Source organism: Micromonospora sp. NPDC005553 (assembly GCF_042871765.1).
In the GTDB taxonomy this organism is placed as follows: domain Bacteria; phylum Actinomycetota; class Actinomycetes; order Mycobacteriales; family Micromonosporaceae; genus Micromonospora.
Genome location: NZ_JBIAJD010000002.1, coordinates 705,954 through 720,874, shown reverse-complemented (window position 1 = coordinate 720,874; position 14,921 = coordinate 705,954). Strand labels below are relative to the sequence as shown.

The following is a 14,921-nucleotide window of genomic DNA, read 5'->3' as shown; positions in this document are numbered from 1 at the left end:
CGTCGGTCGGGTCGGGGTGGGTCAGGCCACGATGCGGCTGCTCCGGCGTCGGGCGAGCAGGTAGCAGCCCGCACCGGTGACGAGCAGCAGGGCGCCGATGCCGGCGATCACTGTGGTGGGAGCGCCGGTGATGGGCAGCGAACCGCCGCCACCGCCCTCGCCACCATCATCGTCATCGTCACCGTGGCCACCGCCGCTCTGGGCCGCGTTGACCACTATGGTCGCCTTGTCGTTGGCCGGTTTGATGTCGTCCTGGAAGCTGTCGCCGGGGGGGCACTCGCACGGTGCGTTGACCCGCACCGCACCCTGGGCGTTGGCGATGACCTTGTCGATGCGTAACCGGAACTTCATGGTGTAGGTCTGCCCCGCCACCAGCAGCATCTCCGAGGCGCACTGGTACGTGCGAGTGCCCGGCCGCAACTGACAGGTGTCGGGGATCTCGACGGCGGTGGTGCCCGGTGGCAACTCGACGACGGTGTGGGTGGCGGCCTCGTAGTCCGCGTTCGTTCGGTCGAGCGTCGCCGGGCCGTTGTTCCGGAAGCCGACGGCGGCCGTGACGACGGCGCCAGCCGTCCCCTTGAGCGTGGCGCCGATCGCCGCGAGGTCGGTGCCGTTCGTGCCGGTGGCCTTGATGGTCCACCCGGTGTAGTCGTTGCCGGGGCCGACGTCGGTCTGGGCGGCCTGCCGCATCCTGCCGGGCGCCTCGGTCAGAGTCAGTTTCGGACCGCTGCCGGGGGTGGCCGTCCGGGCGCCGACGGCTGCCCGTACCCGGGTCAGGTCCTCGAAGTCGGCAACGGTCATGAATTGGGCGTAGCCGGACTGGTTGGTCGGCGCGTAGGTGTCAGTGGCGAGTTCGAGGTTCAGCGTGGCGACGAGCCTGGTGCCCACCGGAATGTCCTCGTCGAACTGGCAGGAGACCAGGTGGTCGTCGGCGTAGCGGCAGTTGCTGAACCGGTCCTTGGCGCGGATCGAGTAGCTGAAATCGAAGACCGCGACGAACCCGCTGACGGCCTTGTCGCCGGCGTTCGCCACGACCAGCGGCACGGTCAGCTTTCCACCCGGCTTCGAGGAGAAGTCGGTGAACGGCCCGCCGGCCAGGTCGACCCCCTCGCCGACCCGTACGCGGGAGGTGTAGCTGCCGCGCCGGCCGCCGGCGGCCTCGTAGCTGACCGCGACGTCCCCGGAGTCACCGAGCTGCGCACCCTCGGTGAGGGCAATGCGAACCTGCTTTGCCGCGTTGCGGTAGATCCCGCTGCCCAGCGGCGGCATCTCGTAGAGGGCGACATCGGCGGGCTCCGTGCAGACGAGAACGCCCGGCTCCGGCGCGGTGCACTTCTGGCCTTCGGCGGGGGTCACGGTGATCTCGGAGGCCAGGGAGCGATAGTCGTACCGCACGGAGACGTCCTTGAGGACCGTCGGCTCGTCGGCGTACAGGAACAGGGCCCGGGTGGTCGGCGTCGCGCCGACGGCCAGGGTGGTGTCCTGGAAGTAGGGCTCGATTGTGGCCGCAGCGACGGCGGGGGTTGCGGAGGCGGCGACCAGCGCGCCAGCCGCGCCGAGCCCGGTCAGCCAGCGGAGCGAGTGCTTGAGCATGGGGTCCTCCCGTGGGGGTACAGGTGGCGCTCGTCCAACCTAGGGACGCCCAGACCCTCCGGTAACCCCTTCCGGATCGATATTTGTCTAATGACCCGAACGGCTGAACACCCCTGTCGCAACGGGCAGCCGACCCGCGGCGGAATCAGCGGTAGTCGTCCTCGTCCCCGGTGACCACCCGGGCCTGCTCCATCGCGTCCCAGTCGTCGACCTCCAGGCCACGGTGCGGCTCACCGTCAACGTCGGTGGGGCCGGCGACAGTGGCCTGCTCGACCGCGTCCGCCGGGTCCGCCTCGGGGTCGCGTTCGTCGGGCGTGAGGTGGTCGCCGGGGGTGAAGTCCTCGTCGGGCTGACCCATCGTCCCTCCCGGGGGTCTCGGGGCACGGTTCCCACCCACCGTACGGGCTGGGCGGGCGCACCGCCCGGAGACGGAGTAGGCGGAATCAGCCCTCGGCGACGCGACCCGATGCCAGGATGGTCCCGTGGGCTTCCTCATCAGACTGGCGATCACCGCGGTCGCGTTGTGGATCACCACGCTGATAGTGCCCGGGGTCGACGTGCATGGTCGCTCGGGTGGCAACACCGTCCTCACCCTGATCGTGGTGGCGCTGATCTTCGGCGTGATCAACGCGGTGCTCAAGCCGGTGATCCGGGTCGTCGGTTGTGTGTTCTACCTGCTGACCCTGGGCCTGTTCGCGCTGGTGGTCAACGCGTTGCTGTTCCTGCTGACCGACCGGATCGCCAGCGGGCTCGACCTGCCGTTCCAGGTGGACGGATTCTGGCCGGCGTTCTGGGGAGCCATCGTGATGACGGTGGTGACCTGGTTGATCAGCGTCATCGTGCCGGACAACCTGGACCGCCGGTGAACGACCAGCACCGGGTCGGTTGTTCCGGCGCACCTCACCTACGGGATACTTCCGGGCGGAGGACAGCGCGGTCCGGCGCACAAATGAAGAACAGCGGCCAGCACGGCCGAGAGTGGTAAGTAAGGAGCACATCACATGCCCATCGCTTCCCCCGAGGCTTACGCGGAGATGCTGGACCGCGCCAAGGCTGGCCGGTTCGCGTACCCCGCGATCAACGTGACCTCCTCCCAGACGCTGAACGCGGCGCTCAAGGGCTTCGCCGACGCGGAGAGCGACGGCATCATCCAGGTCTCCACCGGTGGCGCCGAATACCTCTCCGGCCCCTCGATCAAGGACATGGTCACCGGCGCGGTGGCGTTCGCCGCGTACGCGCACGAGGTCGCCAAGAAGTACTCGGTGAACATCGCCCTGCACACCGACCACTGCCCGAAGGACAAGCTGGACGGGTTCGTGCGTCCGCTGATGGGCATCTCCCAGGAGCGGGTGAAGCGCGGCGAGGAGCCGCTGTACCAGTCGCACATGTGGGACGGCTCGGCAGTGCCGGTCGCGGAGAACCTCGAGATCGCCGCGCAGCTGCTCGACGAGGCCGCCAAGGCCAAGATCGTCCTTGAGATCGAGGTCGGTGTCGTCGGTGGCGAGGAGGACGGCGTCGAGAACGCCATCAACGACAAGCTCTACACCACCACCGATGACGGCCTGGCCATGGTCGAGGCGCTCGGCCTCGGCGAGAAGGGCCGCTACATGGCGGCGCTGACCTTCGGCAACGTGCACGGCGTCTACAAGCCGGGCAACGTCAAGCTGCGTCCGGAGATCCTCAAGCAGATCCAGGACGCCGTCGGCGCCAAGTACGGCAAGGACAAGCCGCTCAGCCTGGTCTTCCACGGCGGCTCGGGCTCCCTGCTGAGCGAGATCCGCGAGGCTCTGGACTACGGCGTGGTGAAGATGAACATCGACACCGACACCCAGTACGCCTTCACCCGCCCCGTCGTGGACCACATGCTCCGCAACTACGACGGCGTGCTGAAGATCGACGGCGAGGTCGGCAACAAGAAGCAGTACGACCCGCGCGCCTGGGGCAAGGCCGCCGAGGCCGGTCTGGCCGCCCGGGTCGTCGAGGCCTGCGAGCACCTGCGCTCGACCGGCACCACGATGACCAAGTAACGACGTCCCGCCCGACGGCCGGCTCCCCGCACTGGGAGTCGGCCGTCGTCGTCAGGTCGTCAGCAGGCGTACGGCCTCGCGAACGTCGTCGGTGAGGTGGATCGTCGACGACAGGTCACCGAACGGGGACGCCGCCAGCAGCGGACGCAACAACGCCTCCACCGGCAACTCCCCGGTCCAGTAGGCGCGGTCCAGGAAGATGTACGCCCCGCTGGCGCCGTCGGTGCCGTAGTAGGTCTTGGTGGCCGCCTGGAACACCTCCTGCACCGTGCCCGCCCGCCCCGGCGCGAAGACGATGCCGCCCCGGGCGAGGCGCAGGATGGTGTCCTCCCGGATCGCGTTCGAGAAGTACTTCGCGATCCGCCCGGCGAACAGGTTCGCCGGCTCGTGCCCGTACAGCCAGGTCGGAATGGCCAGACCACCCGCACGCGCCCAGCCCAGCTCGTCGCCACGTTGCCGGGGCACCCCCGCGTACCGCTGCCGGACCGTCAGCGCCGTGGCCGTGTACCGGTGGTGGTCGGTGAAGTCGGGGGCGGTGGCCAGCAGGTCGATCGCGGCCGTCACATCGGTCTCCGGCCGGTCCGCGAGGTAGGCGCCGAGGTTCGCGGCCTCCATGACACCCGGGCCGCCGCCGGTCACCACCAGCCGGTCGGCCCGCGCCAGCTCCCAACCCAGCACGGCCGCCATCCGGTACGCGGGACTGCCGCGCCGCACCGCGTGCCCGCCCATGATGCCCACCACCGACTGCGGCCCGAACGCGGTCAGCCAGACCCGGGTGGCGTCGGCCAGCGCGTTGTCCACGCCGTGATCGTGCAGCCGTTGACCCAGCGCCTCCTTGACGTCCGGCAACGCGCCGCCGTGCGCCCGGTAGTGGTCGTACACCCGGGTGTCGTACATCCCGGTGAACCCGCCCTCGGCGAACCCGGCGGCCAGGTCGTCCGGGGTGTAGAGGTGCGTCGGCTGGGTCGGGTACGGCAACCCGGAGAACGGCGGCACCACGTTCGCGCCCCGCCGGACCAGGTCGGCACCCACGTCCCGGGACGCGAACAGGCAACCGACGAAGAGGGTGCCGGCGACGTCGACGCCGGTCAGGTCGGGCACCGGCGCGAGGTCGAGCCGCAGGCCCTGAACGGTCAGCCCGGCCAGCCCACCGGTGGCCAGCTGCTGATCGAACTCGGCCCGGGTCTGGATCTCGCCGGCATGCAGGTGCGGCTCGATGACGTCCGCGGGAGGTGGGGTCGGCACCGGGCCATCCTGCCCCTCCGCCGGGGCCGGTCAAACCTCGGGCCGGGGGTGGAACAGACAGGAGCCCGATGGTCGTGGCCACCGGGCTCCTGCATTACCGGTTCCTGGGGAGGCTCCGGACCATTATTTGTAGTGGAAAACACCAGGCAGCGGCATAGGCCGCAGGCGTGACCAACTCCTCAGCCGTTCAGCGGGACACGTCGGCCGACCCGCTCGCGTGTCGCCCTGTCCAGCGGGTTGAATGGGGCGATGCAGAACCTTTTGCCAGAGCCACCGGCCACCCGCCTGCCCGCGAACGTCGAGGCCGACGCCGCCCTGGCCGCCGCCGACGAGGCCGGCACCGATGAGGCGTACGCCAACGTGGCGGCCGGCTTCCCGACCTACAGCGCGGCCTGGGCGGAGCTCGCCGCGCGGGCGTTCGCACAGGGCCAGGTGGTGACGGCGTACGCGTACGCCCGCACCGGTTACCACCGGGGCCTCGACCAGTTGCGTCGCAGTGGTTGGAAGGGGCACGGCCCGGTGCCGTGGTCACACGAGCCCAACCAGGGCTTCCTCCGCTGCCTCTACGTGCTGTCCCGTGCCGCCGACGAGATCGGCGAGGCCGACGAGGCGGCCCGCTGTGCCCAGTTCCTGCGCGACTGCGACCCGGAAGCGGCGGACGCGCTGGCGAGCAACTGACCCCTGCCCCGACGGCCGGCCCGAGACCGGGCCGGCCGTCGGCGGGTCACAGCCCTTCGGCGACCGCGGCGGCGATCTTCAGCCAGGCGTCCCGGGTGGCCGAGGAGAGCCCGCCGTACCGGATCGGCTCGCCGCTGTCGATGAGCCGCTCGTACGGGGCCAGCAGCACCGCCCGGGTGCGGGCCGCGAAGTGCTCCTGGATGGCCGGCAGGTCGATCTCCTTGCGGGACGGTGGCATCGACACCACGGTCACGGCCTGGCGGACCAGCCGTTGCCGGCCGCTCTGCTCCAGGTGGTCGAGCATCCGGGCGGCGGTCTCGGCGGAGTCGTTACGGGCCGACATGGTGACCACCAACTGGTCGGTGGCGTCCATCGACGCCTGCCAGTTCTGCGCCCGGACGTTGTTCCCGGTGTCCACGAAGATCAACTTGTAGAACCGGCTGACCACCTCACGGATCTCGGCGAACGCGGCAGCCGTCAACATCTCGCCGCCGGTGGCCGACTCGTCCGAGGCCAGGACGTCGAACATCCCCTCGCCCTGCGAGCGGACGTACTGCGACAGGTCCCCGACCCGCCCGTGCGCACCCTGGAACTGCCCGAGGTCACGCAGCATGTCCCGCACCGTGCGGGAGTGGAAGTCCTGTTGGGCGCGCATCCCGAGCGTGCCCTGGGTCTCGTTGTTGTCCCAGGCCAGCACATAGCCGCCGCGCTTCTGACCGAACGTCATCGCGAGCAGCAGGATGGCCACCGTCTTACCGGCGCCGCCCTTCGGATTGACAACGGTCACCTGCCGCAGACCGCCGAAGTTGCGGCGCACCATCTCGATGTCCCGCTTGAGCTCCTGCTCGTGCCGCCCCGGAGAGAGCCGGAGCAGGCCCATCTTGTTGACCACCGCGCGTACGCCCATGGTCGCCACCGGATCGGCGGGTCGAACCTGACGGCGTCGGGCGAAATCCTCGGCGGTCGGTGCGGCTGTGGTGTCCGGTGTCCAGCTCGCGTCCGGGTACGCGGTCGCGTCCGGGTACGCGGGCGCCGGGACCCGGGTCACCCCGTCGGCCTCCTGGTACGGCTGCCCGGGCGTGCCGCCGGGCGAGCCCTGCTGCCAGGGCGGTGGGTGCCAGCCCGGCGAGGGCGGGAACGGCCCGGGCGGTGGGGTCGCCGGCCCGGCCTGCCCAGGAGCGTGCTGCGGTGCGGCAAGGCCGTGCGGCGGGTTGCTGAACTGCGTCACGTCGGGCGGTGGCGGAATCTGCGCCGGGCCGGCCTGGCCGGGGATGAACGGCTGCCCGGGGTGTGCCTGCGCGGGACCGGCGTGCGGGACGACCGGAGGCGGCGGCGGAATCGGAGGTGTCGCGCCGGCCTCGTCCGGAGCGGGCGCGGTCGTTCCAGGCGGGCGCTGCGGCGGGTACGCCCACGGCGACTCGGCAATCGGCCGCGCCGGCCCGTCAGGGGACCCGTCCACCCCGGCCCCGCCGGCCTGTTGCACCGGCTGGCCTTGCTGTGGTGCCGGCCCGCCGGCCTGCGGCGCGGCCCCGTCGGGCGGCGGTGTCGGCCCGCCAGTCTGTGGTGTCGGCCCGCCAGCCTGGGGCATGGGCACACCAGGCTGTGGTGCCGACCTGGCCGCCGCGAAGGCTGCGGCCGAGGGGTCTGCCGACGCGGGGCCGGCGGCCGTCGGGCTGTCGGCGGCACGCGGGCCGTCGGTGGCGTTCGGGCTGGCAGCGGACGCGGTGGCCGCCGGAACGGGCGAGTCGGTGGCGGCGGTCGAGGTGGAGCGGCCGGCGGGTGCCGATGCGGCGGCGCGGTCGGCGGCGGCGGTCGGGTGGTCCAGGGTGAACGGCAGGTTCAGGTCGACGCCGCCCGGGGTGACCGGCACGGCGGTCGGGCCCCGGTTACCGGGCTGTACCTGCGCCGCGTCGCCGGGCATCACCTGTGCCGCGTCGGGCGCGGCACTGCCCGCGTCGCTCCCGGCGGGACGGCCGTCGTGCGGCGCGGCGGTGGTGCTCGGTGTCGCGGCGGCGGCTGGGATGCCGGGGCCGGTTGGCCCGCCGTTGCTCCCCGGACCGGTTGGCCCGCCGTTGCCCCCGGGGCCGGTCGACGGCGGCGTCGGCCGGGCGGCGGTCGCTGGCGGAGCGGCCGGGGGTGACGCAGCGGCCGGGTCGGTCGGCGGCGGCCAACTCGGCTGCGCCGGCGCCCAACCAGACCCGACACCGGACGGACCGCTGGCCCCCCATCCCCCAGGTGCCGGGACGGCGCCGGAGAGCGACGGGTAGTCCGACGGCGAGGGCGGCGACTGGGCCGCAGCGCCGGGCTGGCCGGGAACCGGCGGTCGCCCGATCGGCGGCGCGGCCACCGGTGGCGTGACCGGATGTGTGACCGGCGACGGCCCACCCCGCTGCTCGGCGACAGCAGCCCACGGCGGCACCGCGCCCCGGTCGCCCGGATCTGGCGGCCAGAGTGGTTCGACGTCCCGCTCCGGCACCGGCTGCTGGCCGGGCACCTGCGCCCGGTCGGCGTTCTCGTCCATTACGGCCCTCCCCAGTCCTCCTGCGAGGATAGGCCCAATCGCCCAACAGGGCCGATCGGCTCAGGCAGGTCGGCCGGTCACGGCCGAGGTCAGATCGACCAGACCGCCCAGGCGCCCGGCTCGACCCACCAGGAACGCTTACGGGTCAGCTCGCTCTCGACGCCATCGTCGAGGTACGGCACCCTGCCCTCCCTGGGCAGCACCGACACCGCCCGCCCACGGGCCCGCCGAACTTCGAGGCGTACCCGCTTGCGCCCCCACGCCGAGCGGACGACCACCGGCACGGCCACAGCGACCTCGACCTGGCCGTCGGCCGGGTCCGGCGCGGTCAGCAGCGTCACGTCGTTGAGCGTCGCGTACCCGCCGGCGTTCCCCACCGCGCAGGCCAGCAGCGGCTCCGCACCGTCGGTGAGGATGGTGTCGTCGACCTCCACGCGGGCGCGCCAGTGCAGCGGCCGGCCGGCGTCGTCGGCTGCGCCGAGGAGCGCGCCGTCCAGGGTCACCGAGCCACCGTCGTTGCGGAGCAGGTCCAACCGGCGCGGCGTGCCGTCCAGCACCGCAGCGGCCACCGCCGCCGGGTCACGGGGCAGCCCGAGCTGCGCGGCCAGGTCCCGGTGGGTGCCGCCACGGGCCGGGTCGAGCGGGAGTACGGCCACCGGCGGCAGGTCGGGCAGGGTCCGGTTGCCGGGCAGGTCCGCCGGGCGCTTGCTCGGCGCCGGGGCGTACCGCTTGACCAGCCGGCGCAGCACGGCGCGCAGCTGCCCGTCGCTCGCCGTGGCGATGACCAGCCGGGTCTTGCTGTCCGGGTCCGGCCAGGTGAGGCCGTCCGGGCGGGCTGGGCCGTCGAACCGGGCCAGCACCGCGTCGATCTCGGCGTCGGAGCGGGCGGTGACCGTCTCCACCCGGGCGCCCCGGGCGTTCAGCGCGTCGGCGCACGCCAGCACCGGCACCCGTGGCCGCTCCGTCGCGCACTGCCCGGTGTCGGCCTGGTCGCTGCCAGCCTGATCGGTGTTCACCTGGCCGGTGGGCTGATCGCTGGTGGCCTGGCCGGTGTCGGTCTGGCTCGTCGGGCCGGTGTCGGCCCCGGTCGTGCCGCCGCAGCAGGCCCCGCCGCTGCCGCAGCCCCCGGGAGCGTCCCGCTCCGAACCAAGGGTGAGCAGCACCACGTCGTACACGGAAGGAGCCTCCTGCCTCTCGACGCGACCCCTGCCGGCCACGCCGTCACTACTTGTTAACCTGACACCCCGGGCTCGCCGAGCGGTCGCCACCTGGCACCCGAGCCTTCTGGAGGCGGAAAAGATGCCAGCGATCGTGCTCATCGGCGCTCAGTGGGGCGACGAGGGCAAGGGCAAGGTTACCGACCTGCTGGGTGAGCGGGTCGACTACGTCGTGCGCTACTCCGGCGGCAACAACGCCGGGCACACGGTGATCACCCCGGACGGCCAGAAGTACGCGCTGCACCTGATGCCGTCCGGCGCGCTCTCACCGAACGCGATGATCGTCATCGGCAACGGTGTGGTGGTCGACCCGAAGGTGCTGCTCGCCGAGATCGACGGCCTGGCGGAGCGCGGCGTCGACGTGTCCCGCCTGCGGATCTCCGGTGACGCTCACCTGATCATGCCGCACCACCGGGCGCTGGACCGGGTCATCGAGCGCTACCTCGGCTCGTCCCGGATCGGCACCACCGGGCGCGGCATCGGCCCGGCGTACGGCGACAAGGTCGCCCGGATCGGCATCCGCCTCCAGGACCTGCTCGACCCGGGCATCCTGCGCAAGAAGCTGGAACTCGCGCTGCGCGAGAAGAACCAGATCCTGTTCAAGGTCTACAACCGCAAGGCGATCGACGTCGACGCGACGGTCGAGGAGTACCTGGCGTACGCGGAGCGGCTCAAGCCGTACATCGCGGAGACCCGGGCGATGCTCTGGGACGCCCTCGACCGGGGCGAGACGGTGCTGCTGGAAGGCGCCCAGGCCACCATGCTCGACATGGACCACGGCACCTACCCCTTCGTGACCTCGTCCAACCCCACCGCCGGTGGCGCCTGCGTGGGCGCGGGCATCCCGCCCACCGCGATCAACAAGGTCATCGCGGTGAGCAAGGCGTACACCACCCGAGTGGGTGCCGGGCCGTTCCCGACCGAGCTGTTCGACGCCAACGGCGACCACCTGCGCAAGATCGGCGCTGAGTACGGCACCACCACCGGGCGGGAGCGCCGGTGCGGCTGGTTCGACGCGGTCGTCGCCCGGTACGCCTGCCGCCTCAACGGCGTCACCGACCTGGTCATCACCAAGCTGGACGTGCTCACCGGCCTGCCCAAGGTGCCGATCTGCGTCGGCTACGAGATCAACGGCGTCCGGGTCGACGACATGCCGATGAGCCAGACGGACTTCCACCACGCAAAGCCCGTCTTCGAGGAACTCGACGGCTGGTGGGAGGACATCACCAAGGCCCGAACCATCGATGACCTCCCGGAGAACGCCCGCCGCTATATCGCGAGGGTCGAAGAACTCTGCAACACGAGGGTGAGCGTCGTAGGCGTAGGCCCAGGCCGAGAAGAAAACGTAGTCCTACACCCCCTCCTCCCCTAACAGCCCCCCCGCCCCCCCCGGGCGGTGCCCGTGGCTATCCCGGTTGATCAAGAGGTTTGCGTCAGAATCCGGCCTGGATCTGACGCAAACCTCTTGATCGCCGAGGCGAGGGGCAGGGTTATCCACAGGGCTCCGTGGGTTGTCCACAGGGGCTTCGGTGGGATGGGGTGGGTGGGCAGGGTGCTGGTGTGGGATCACACCAGCTTCTTCGTGACGTCGCGGCCGGGCAGGACGGGATGGTCACCCTCGCTCAGGCGTTGCGTGCCGGCCTGACCAGGGATGAGGTCCGACAGCTCTGCCGGTCCGGCAGGTGGCAGCGGCTTCTGCGCGGCTGCTTCGTGCCGGACACGGAGGTGAGCGAATCGACTCGGCGGCGGGCGCACATCCGCGCTGCTGTCGTCAGCCTCGGGCCCGGCGCCTTCGCCGTGTTGGGCACTGCGCTGGAGTTGCACGGCATTGCAGGCCTCCGGCAGAGTGCGCAGGTCCACGTCTCGGTGCCAGTCGATCGACCGAGGCCTCAACGGATCCCAGTGCCGTGGCTATCCGTGCACCAGATGACGGTTGATCCCGGTGACATCGCCGAGGTTGCGGGCATTCGTGCGACCTCTCCGCTGCGCACTGTCTCGGACGTCCTTCTTCTGGTCGATCGCTACCCGGCGGTCTCGGTCCTCGACTCGGCGCTCAATCGACGCCGCATCGATCCGGCTCAACTGATGGTGATCCCGAGCCTCATCCGAGGGCGGCGGGGTGCGGTCGCCGCACGCGCCTACTTGTCGGAGGCGGACGGGCGGGCGCAGTCGCCGCTGGAGACGCGTAGCCGGCTGCGGTGCGTGGACGGCCGGGTCCCACCGGACACGCTGCAGTTGGAGGTACGCGACGACGATGGCTATCTGCTCGGCGTTGGCGACCTGGGCTGGCACGGCCCGAGGGTCATCGCGGAGGCCGACGGCCGAGACGCCCATGGTGCGCCGGAGGCCGTCTTCGCCGACCGTCGTCGGCAGAATCGCCTGGTCAACGCCGGCTGGACCATCCTCCGCTTCACCTGGCAGGACACCTTGCACCCGGCATACATCCCGCACACCGTTCGGCAGGCGATCGCAGCCGCCCAGCGCAGGTGATCAAGAGGTTTGCGTCAGAATCCCTCCCCGATCTGACGCAAACCTCTTGATCAACGCCGGTGGGCCGGGGTGGGTTGGTGGGGGTGGGTGGGGGTGGGTGGGGGCAGTAGGATCTCGGGCGTGCGGGTTCTTTTGGTGGGTGGTGGCGGGCGCGAGCATGCGCTTGCGCTCGGGCTGGTGGCGGATTCGCGGGTTTCTGCGGTTGTCGCGGCGCCGGGTAATCCGGGGATCGCCAGCGTGGCTGAGCTGCGAGCGGTCACTGCGACAGATCCGGCCGCGGTGGCGGCGTTGGCCGTGGAGGTGGCGGCTGACCTGGTGGTGGTCGGGCCCGAGGCTCCACTGGTCGCCGGGGTCGCCGATGCGGTACGCGCCAAGGGCATCGCTGTGTTCGGTCCATCCGGTGCGGCCGCGCAGCTGGAGGGCTCCAAGGCGTTCGCCAAGGACGTGATGACCGCCGCCGGCGTGCCGACCGCCCGCGCGTACGTCTGCGCGGACGAGGCGAGCACCGCCCTGGCGCTTGACGAGTTCGGCGCGCCGTACGTGGTGAAGGACGACGGGCTCGCCGCCGGCAAGGGCGTGGTGGTGACCGACGACCGGGCCGCCGCGTTGGCGCACGCCAACGAGTGCGGACGTGTCGTGGTCGAGGAGTTCCTCGACGGCCCGGAGGTCAGCCTCTTCGTGGTCACCGACGGCGAGGCGGCGCTGCCGTTGGTGCCGGCACAGGACTTCAAGCGGCTCGGCGACGGCGACACCGGGCCGAACACCGGCGGCATGGGCGCGTACGCGCCGCTGGCCTGGACCCCGCCTGATCTGGTCGACGACGTGATGCGCGACGTGGTCCACCCGACGCTCGCGGAGATGCGTCGCCGGGGGACCCCGTTCGCCGGCCTGCTCTACGTGGGGCTCGCGATCACCGCCGCCGGCCCTCGGGTGATCGAGTTCAACGCCCGCTTCGGTGACCCGGAGACCCAGGTGGTGCTCGCGCTGCTGGAGACTCCGCTGGGCGGGCTGCTGCACGCGGCGGCCACCGGCACGTTGGCCGAGCATCCGCCGCTGCGGTGGCGGGACGGCAGCGCAGTGACAGTGGTGCTCGCCTCGGCGGGTTATCCGGCCGCGCCGCGCACCGGCGACGTGATCACCGGTGCGGACCGTCCGGGCATCATCCACGCGGGCACCGCCCGCCGGGCCAGCGACGGCGCGTTGCTCTCCGCCGGCGGCCGGGTCCTCTGCGGTACGGCCACCGGCGCCGATCTGGCAGCCGCGCGGGACGCCGCGTACGCGCTGGTGGACGGGGTGGAGCTGGCCGGGTCGCAGCACCGCACCGACATCGCCACCGGCGCGATCGAGGATCGGATCACGATTCCCGGCTGAACTCGGGCAACCCCCGGCAGTGACATCCAGGCAACCGTCGGCAGCGCCGCCGTCAGCCGTAGTAGCGGCGCAGCTCTCTGGTGAGCACCTTGCCGGTGGCGTTGCGGGGTAGGTACTTCACGAGGATCACGTCCCGGGGGACGCTGAACCGGGCGAGGAAGTGCCGGACGTACTCGCGGACCGCCTCGGGGTCGAGGGTCTCGCCGGGGTGCAGGGCGAGGAACGCGGAGAGGCGCTGGCCGTACTCGGGGTCGGGCACGCCGATCACTGCCGCCTCGCGGACCTGTGGCAGTTGCGCGAGCAGGTCTTCCACCTCGGACGGGAAGACGTTCTCGCCGCCGGAGACGATCATGTCGTCGGCCCGGCCGTCGACGAAGAGCAGCCCGTCGGCGTTGAGCCGGCCGAGGTCGCCGGTGTCGAGCAGCCCGTCGTGGGTTTCCCGGCTGGCACCTGAGGTGTAGCCCTCGAAGAGCATCTCGTTGCCGACGAAGATCCGCCCGACCCGTCCGTCCGGTACGGGTTGGCCGTCGTCGTCGAGCAGCTCCAGTCGGGTGCCGTGCGGGGGACGACCAGCGGTGGTGGGTGCCTGACGCAGGTCCTGCGGGCCGGCGATGGAGGCCCAGGAGACCTCGGTGGACCCGTAGAGGTTGTAGAGGACGTCTCCGTAGACGTCCATGAACTTCGGGGCCAGTCCGCCGGGCAGGGCGGAGCCGCTGACCGCGACGACAGTGAGCTGGGGGCGCGGGTCCGGCGGGGGCACCTCCAGCAGCCGTTGCACCATCACCGGTACGGCGAAGAGCGCGTCGCAGCGGTGCGCGGTCAGGGCGGCGAGCGTGGCGGCCGGGTCGAAGCGGCGGTGCAGCACGATGGTGGCCCGTAGTGCCAGGCAGACCTGGAGGGCTGCGAATCCCCAGGTGTGGAAGATCGGTGCGGCGATCATCACCCGGTTCCGGGTGTGCAGGGGGATGCGGTCGATGATGGACACCAGTGGGCCGAAGCCGCTGGGTGTCGGCCGCCGGGCGCCCTTGGGTGTGCCGGTGGTGCCGGAGGTGAGGACGATGATCCGGCCGTCGCGCTCGGGTGGTTGCAGGTCACCGGGCAGTGCCCCGGCCACCAGTTCCTCGCGGGCGCGTTCGTCTAGCCGGTGCAGCTCGGCGGGGAGGCCGAGGACCCGATCGGCGAACTCGTCGTCGTGCACGAGGAGCCGCAGTCGCTGCTCCTCGGCGACGGTGCCCAGCTGGGCGGCGCTGAGCCCGGTGTTGACCAGTACCGCGTCGACGCCGAGCAGGGTGGCGGCGACGATCGTCTCGATCAGTCCGCTGTGGTTGCGGCAGAGCACGCCGATCCGGTCGCCGGCCTGTACGCCGAGCCCGGCCCGCATCGAGCGGGCCATCCGTTCGGCCCGGTCGAGCAGGTCGTGGTAGGTCAGCTCGACGCCGTCCTCGTCGATGACGGCGGGCCGGCCCGGGTCCCGGGCGGCTGCCTGGCGTAGCTCGCCTGCCAGGCTCCACCCCCACGTGCGCAACGCGTTGAGCTGCGAGGCGACCCGGATCGGGCTGCCGGGGGTGAGCAGCCCGCGACGGGTCAGCGTGGTGACGACGAACGGCAGGTCCATGCCGCAGACCTCCTCGGGGTGGTGCGCGGACGGGCGGCGGCCCGCCCCTCCATCAGGGCTTCTTTCCTTGATCATGCACTGGGCGCGGCTGAAGGCCCAGTTCGCGTCGGCGTGGGGTGACAAAGACGGCACAGATCGTGGAGTCCGGGCCGCCGTCGGCCCGC

At 71.8% G+C, this 14,921-nt stretch carries 12 protein-coding genes and 1 pseudogene; 7 read left to right on the top strand and 6 right to left on the bottom strand.

Annotation, left to right across the window (positions count from 1 at the left end; genetic code table 11):
• Window positions 1-21: 21 nt before the first annotated feature.
• On the bottom strand, window positions 22-1,593 hold the full coding sequence (locus ACFYPG_RS10685; RefSeq protein WP_387351505.1) for an LPXTG cell wall anchor domain-containing protein: 1,572 nt from the start codon (window positions 1,591-1,593) through the stop codon (window positions 22-24).
• 145 nt (window positions 1,594-1,738) lie between these two features.
• Window positions 1,739-1,951 carry a hypothetical protein gene (locus ACFYPG_RS10680; protein ID WP_355004684.1) on the bottom strand — a complete coding sequence of 71 codons (213 nt, stop codon included), beginning with the start codon at window positions 1,949-1,951 and terminating at the stop codon, window positions 1,739-1,741.
• A gap of 124 nt (window positions 1,952-2,075) precedes the next feature.
• Here ACFYPG_RS10680 and ACFYPG_RS10675 point away from each other — a divergent pair, with 124 nt between their 5' ends.
• Entirely contained in the window at window positions 2,076-2,459 is a 384-nt protein-coding gene (locus ACFYPG_RS10675) for a phage holin family protein (RefSeq protein WP_238677616.1), read from the top strand.
• A 135-nt stretch (window positions 2,460-2,594) separates the two neighbouring features.
• Window positions 2,595-3,620, top strand: a complete 1,026-nt coding sequence (gene fbaA, locus ACFYPG_RS10670; protein ID WP_355004685.1) for a class II fructose-bisphosphate aldolase — start codon at window positions 2,595-2,597, stop codon at window positions 3,618-3,620.
• Between the two features lie 51 nt (window positions 3,621-3,671).
• Here the strand turns inward: fbaA and ACFYPG_RS10665 are convergent, their stop codons facing one another.
• Entirely contained in the window at window positions 3,672-4,865 is a 1,194-nt protein-coding gene (locus ACFYPG_RS10665) for a hypothetical protein (protein WP_355004686.1), read from the bottom strand.
• A gap of 249 nt (window positions 4,866-5,114) precedes the next feature.
• Between ACFYPG_RS10665 and ACFYPG_RS10660 the strand changes: the two genes are divergently transcribed.
• Window positions 5,115-5,543: a DUF3151 domain-containing protein gene (locus tag ACFYPG_RS10660; protein WP_355004687.1), complete on the top strand. Its 429-nt coding sequence runs from the start codon at window positions 5,115-5,117 to the stop codon at window positions 5,541-5,543.
• A gap of 46 nt (window positions 5,544-5,589) precedes the next feature.
• Here ACFYPG_RS10660 and ACFYPG_RS10655 read toward each other — a convergent pair whose 3' ends face one another.
• Both ACFYPG_RS10655 and ACFYPG_RS10650 read right to left on the bottom strand, forming a co-directional pair.
• Window positions 5,590-7,464: a chromosome partitioning protein gene (locus tag ACFYPG_RS10655; protein ID WP_387351858.1), complete on the bottom strand. Its 1,875-nt coding sequence runs from the start codon at window positions 7,462-7,464 to the stop codon at window positions 5,590-5,592.
• Between the two features lie 689 nt (window positions 7,465-8,153).
• On the bottom strand, window positions 8,154-9,239 hold the full coding sequence (locus ACFYPG_RS10650) for a diacylglycerol kinase family protein (RefSeq protein WP_387351502.1): 1,086 nt from the start codon (window positions 9,237-9,239) through the stop codon (window positions 8,154-8,156).
• Between the two features lie 124 nt (window positions 9,240-9,363).
• On the opposite strand from ACFYPG_RS10650, the gene ACFYPG_RS10645 reads away from it, so the two are divergent.
• The 4 genes and pseudogenes from ACFYPG_RS10645 (at window position 9,364) to purD (ending at window position 13,142) form a co-directional block, all read left to right on the top strand.
• A complete protein-coding gene (locus tag ACFYPG_RS10645) occupies window positions 9,364-10,653 on the top strand; it encodes an adenylosuccinate synthase (RefSeq protein WP_355004689.1) in 1,290 nt (429 codons plus the stop codon).
• A gap of 236 nt (window positions 10,654-10,889) precedes the next feature.
• Window positions 10,890-10,934, top strand: a pseudogene (locus ACFYPG_RS10640) (hypothetical protein); the annotation flags it as partial.
• A 273-nt stretch (window positions 10,935-11,207) separates the two neighbouring features.
• Window positions 11,208-11,771 carry a hypothetical protein gene (locus ACFYPG_RS10635; RefSeq protein ID WP_387351856.1) on the top strand — a complete coding sequence of 188 codons (564 nt, stop codon included), beginning with the start codon at window positions 11,208-11,210 and terminating at the stop codon, window positions 11,769-11,771.
• A gap of 120 nt (window positions 11,772-11,891) precedes the next feature.
• The gene (gene purD, locus ACFYPG_RS10630; RefSeq protein WP_387351500.1) at window positions 11,892-13,142 is read left to right on the top strand and encodes a phosphoribosylamine--glycine ligase; all 1,251 of its coding nucleotides are present in this window, start codon (window positions 11,892-11,894) and stop codon (window positions 13,140-13,142) included.
• Between the two features lie 52 nt (window positions 13,143-13,194).
• On the opposite strand, the gene ACFYPG_RS10625 is transcribed toward purD, so the two are convergent.
• The gene (locus tag ACFYPG_RS10625) at window positions 13,195-14,757 is read right to left on the bottom strand and encodes an AMP-binding protein (protein ID WP_355004691.1); all 1,563 of its coding nucleotides are present in this window, start codon (window positions 14,755-14,757) and stop codon (window positions 13,195-13,197) included.
• Window positions 14,758-14,921: the final 164 nt, after the last annotated feature.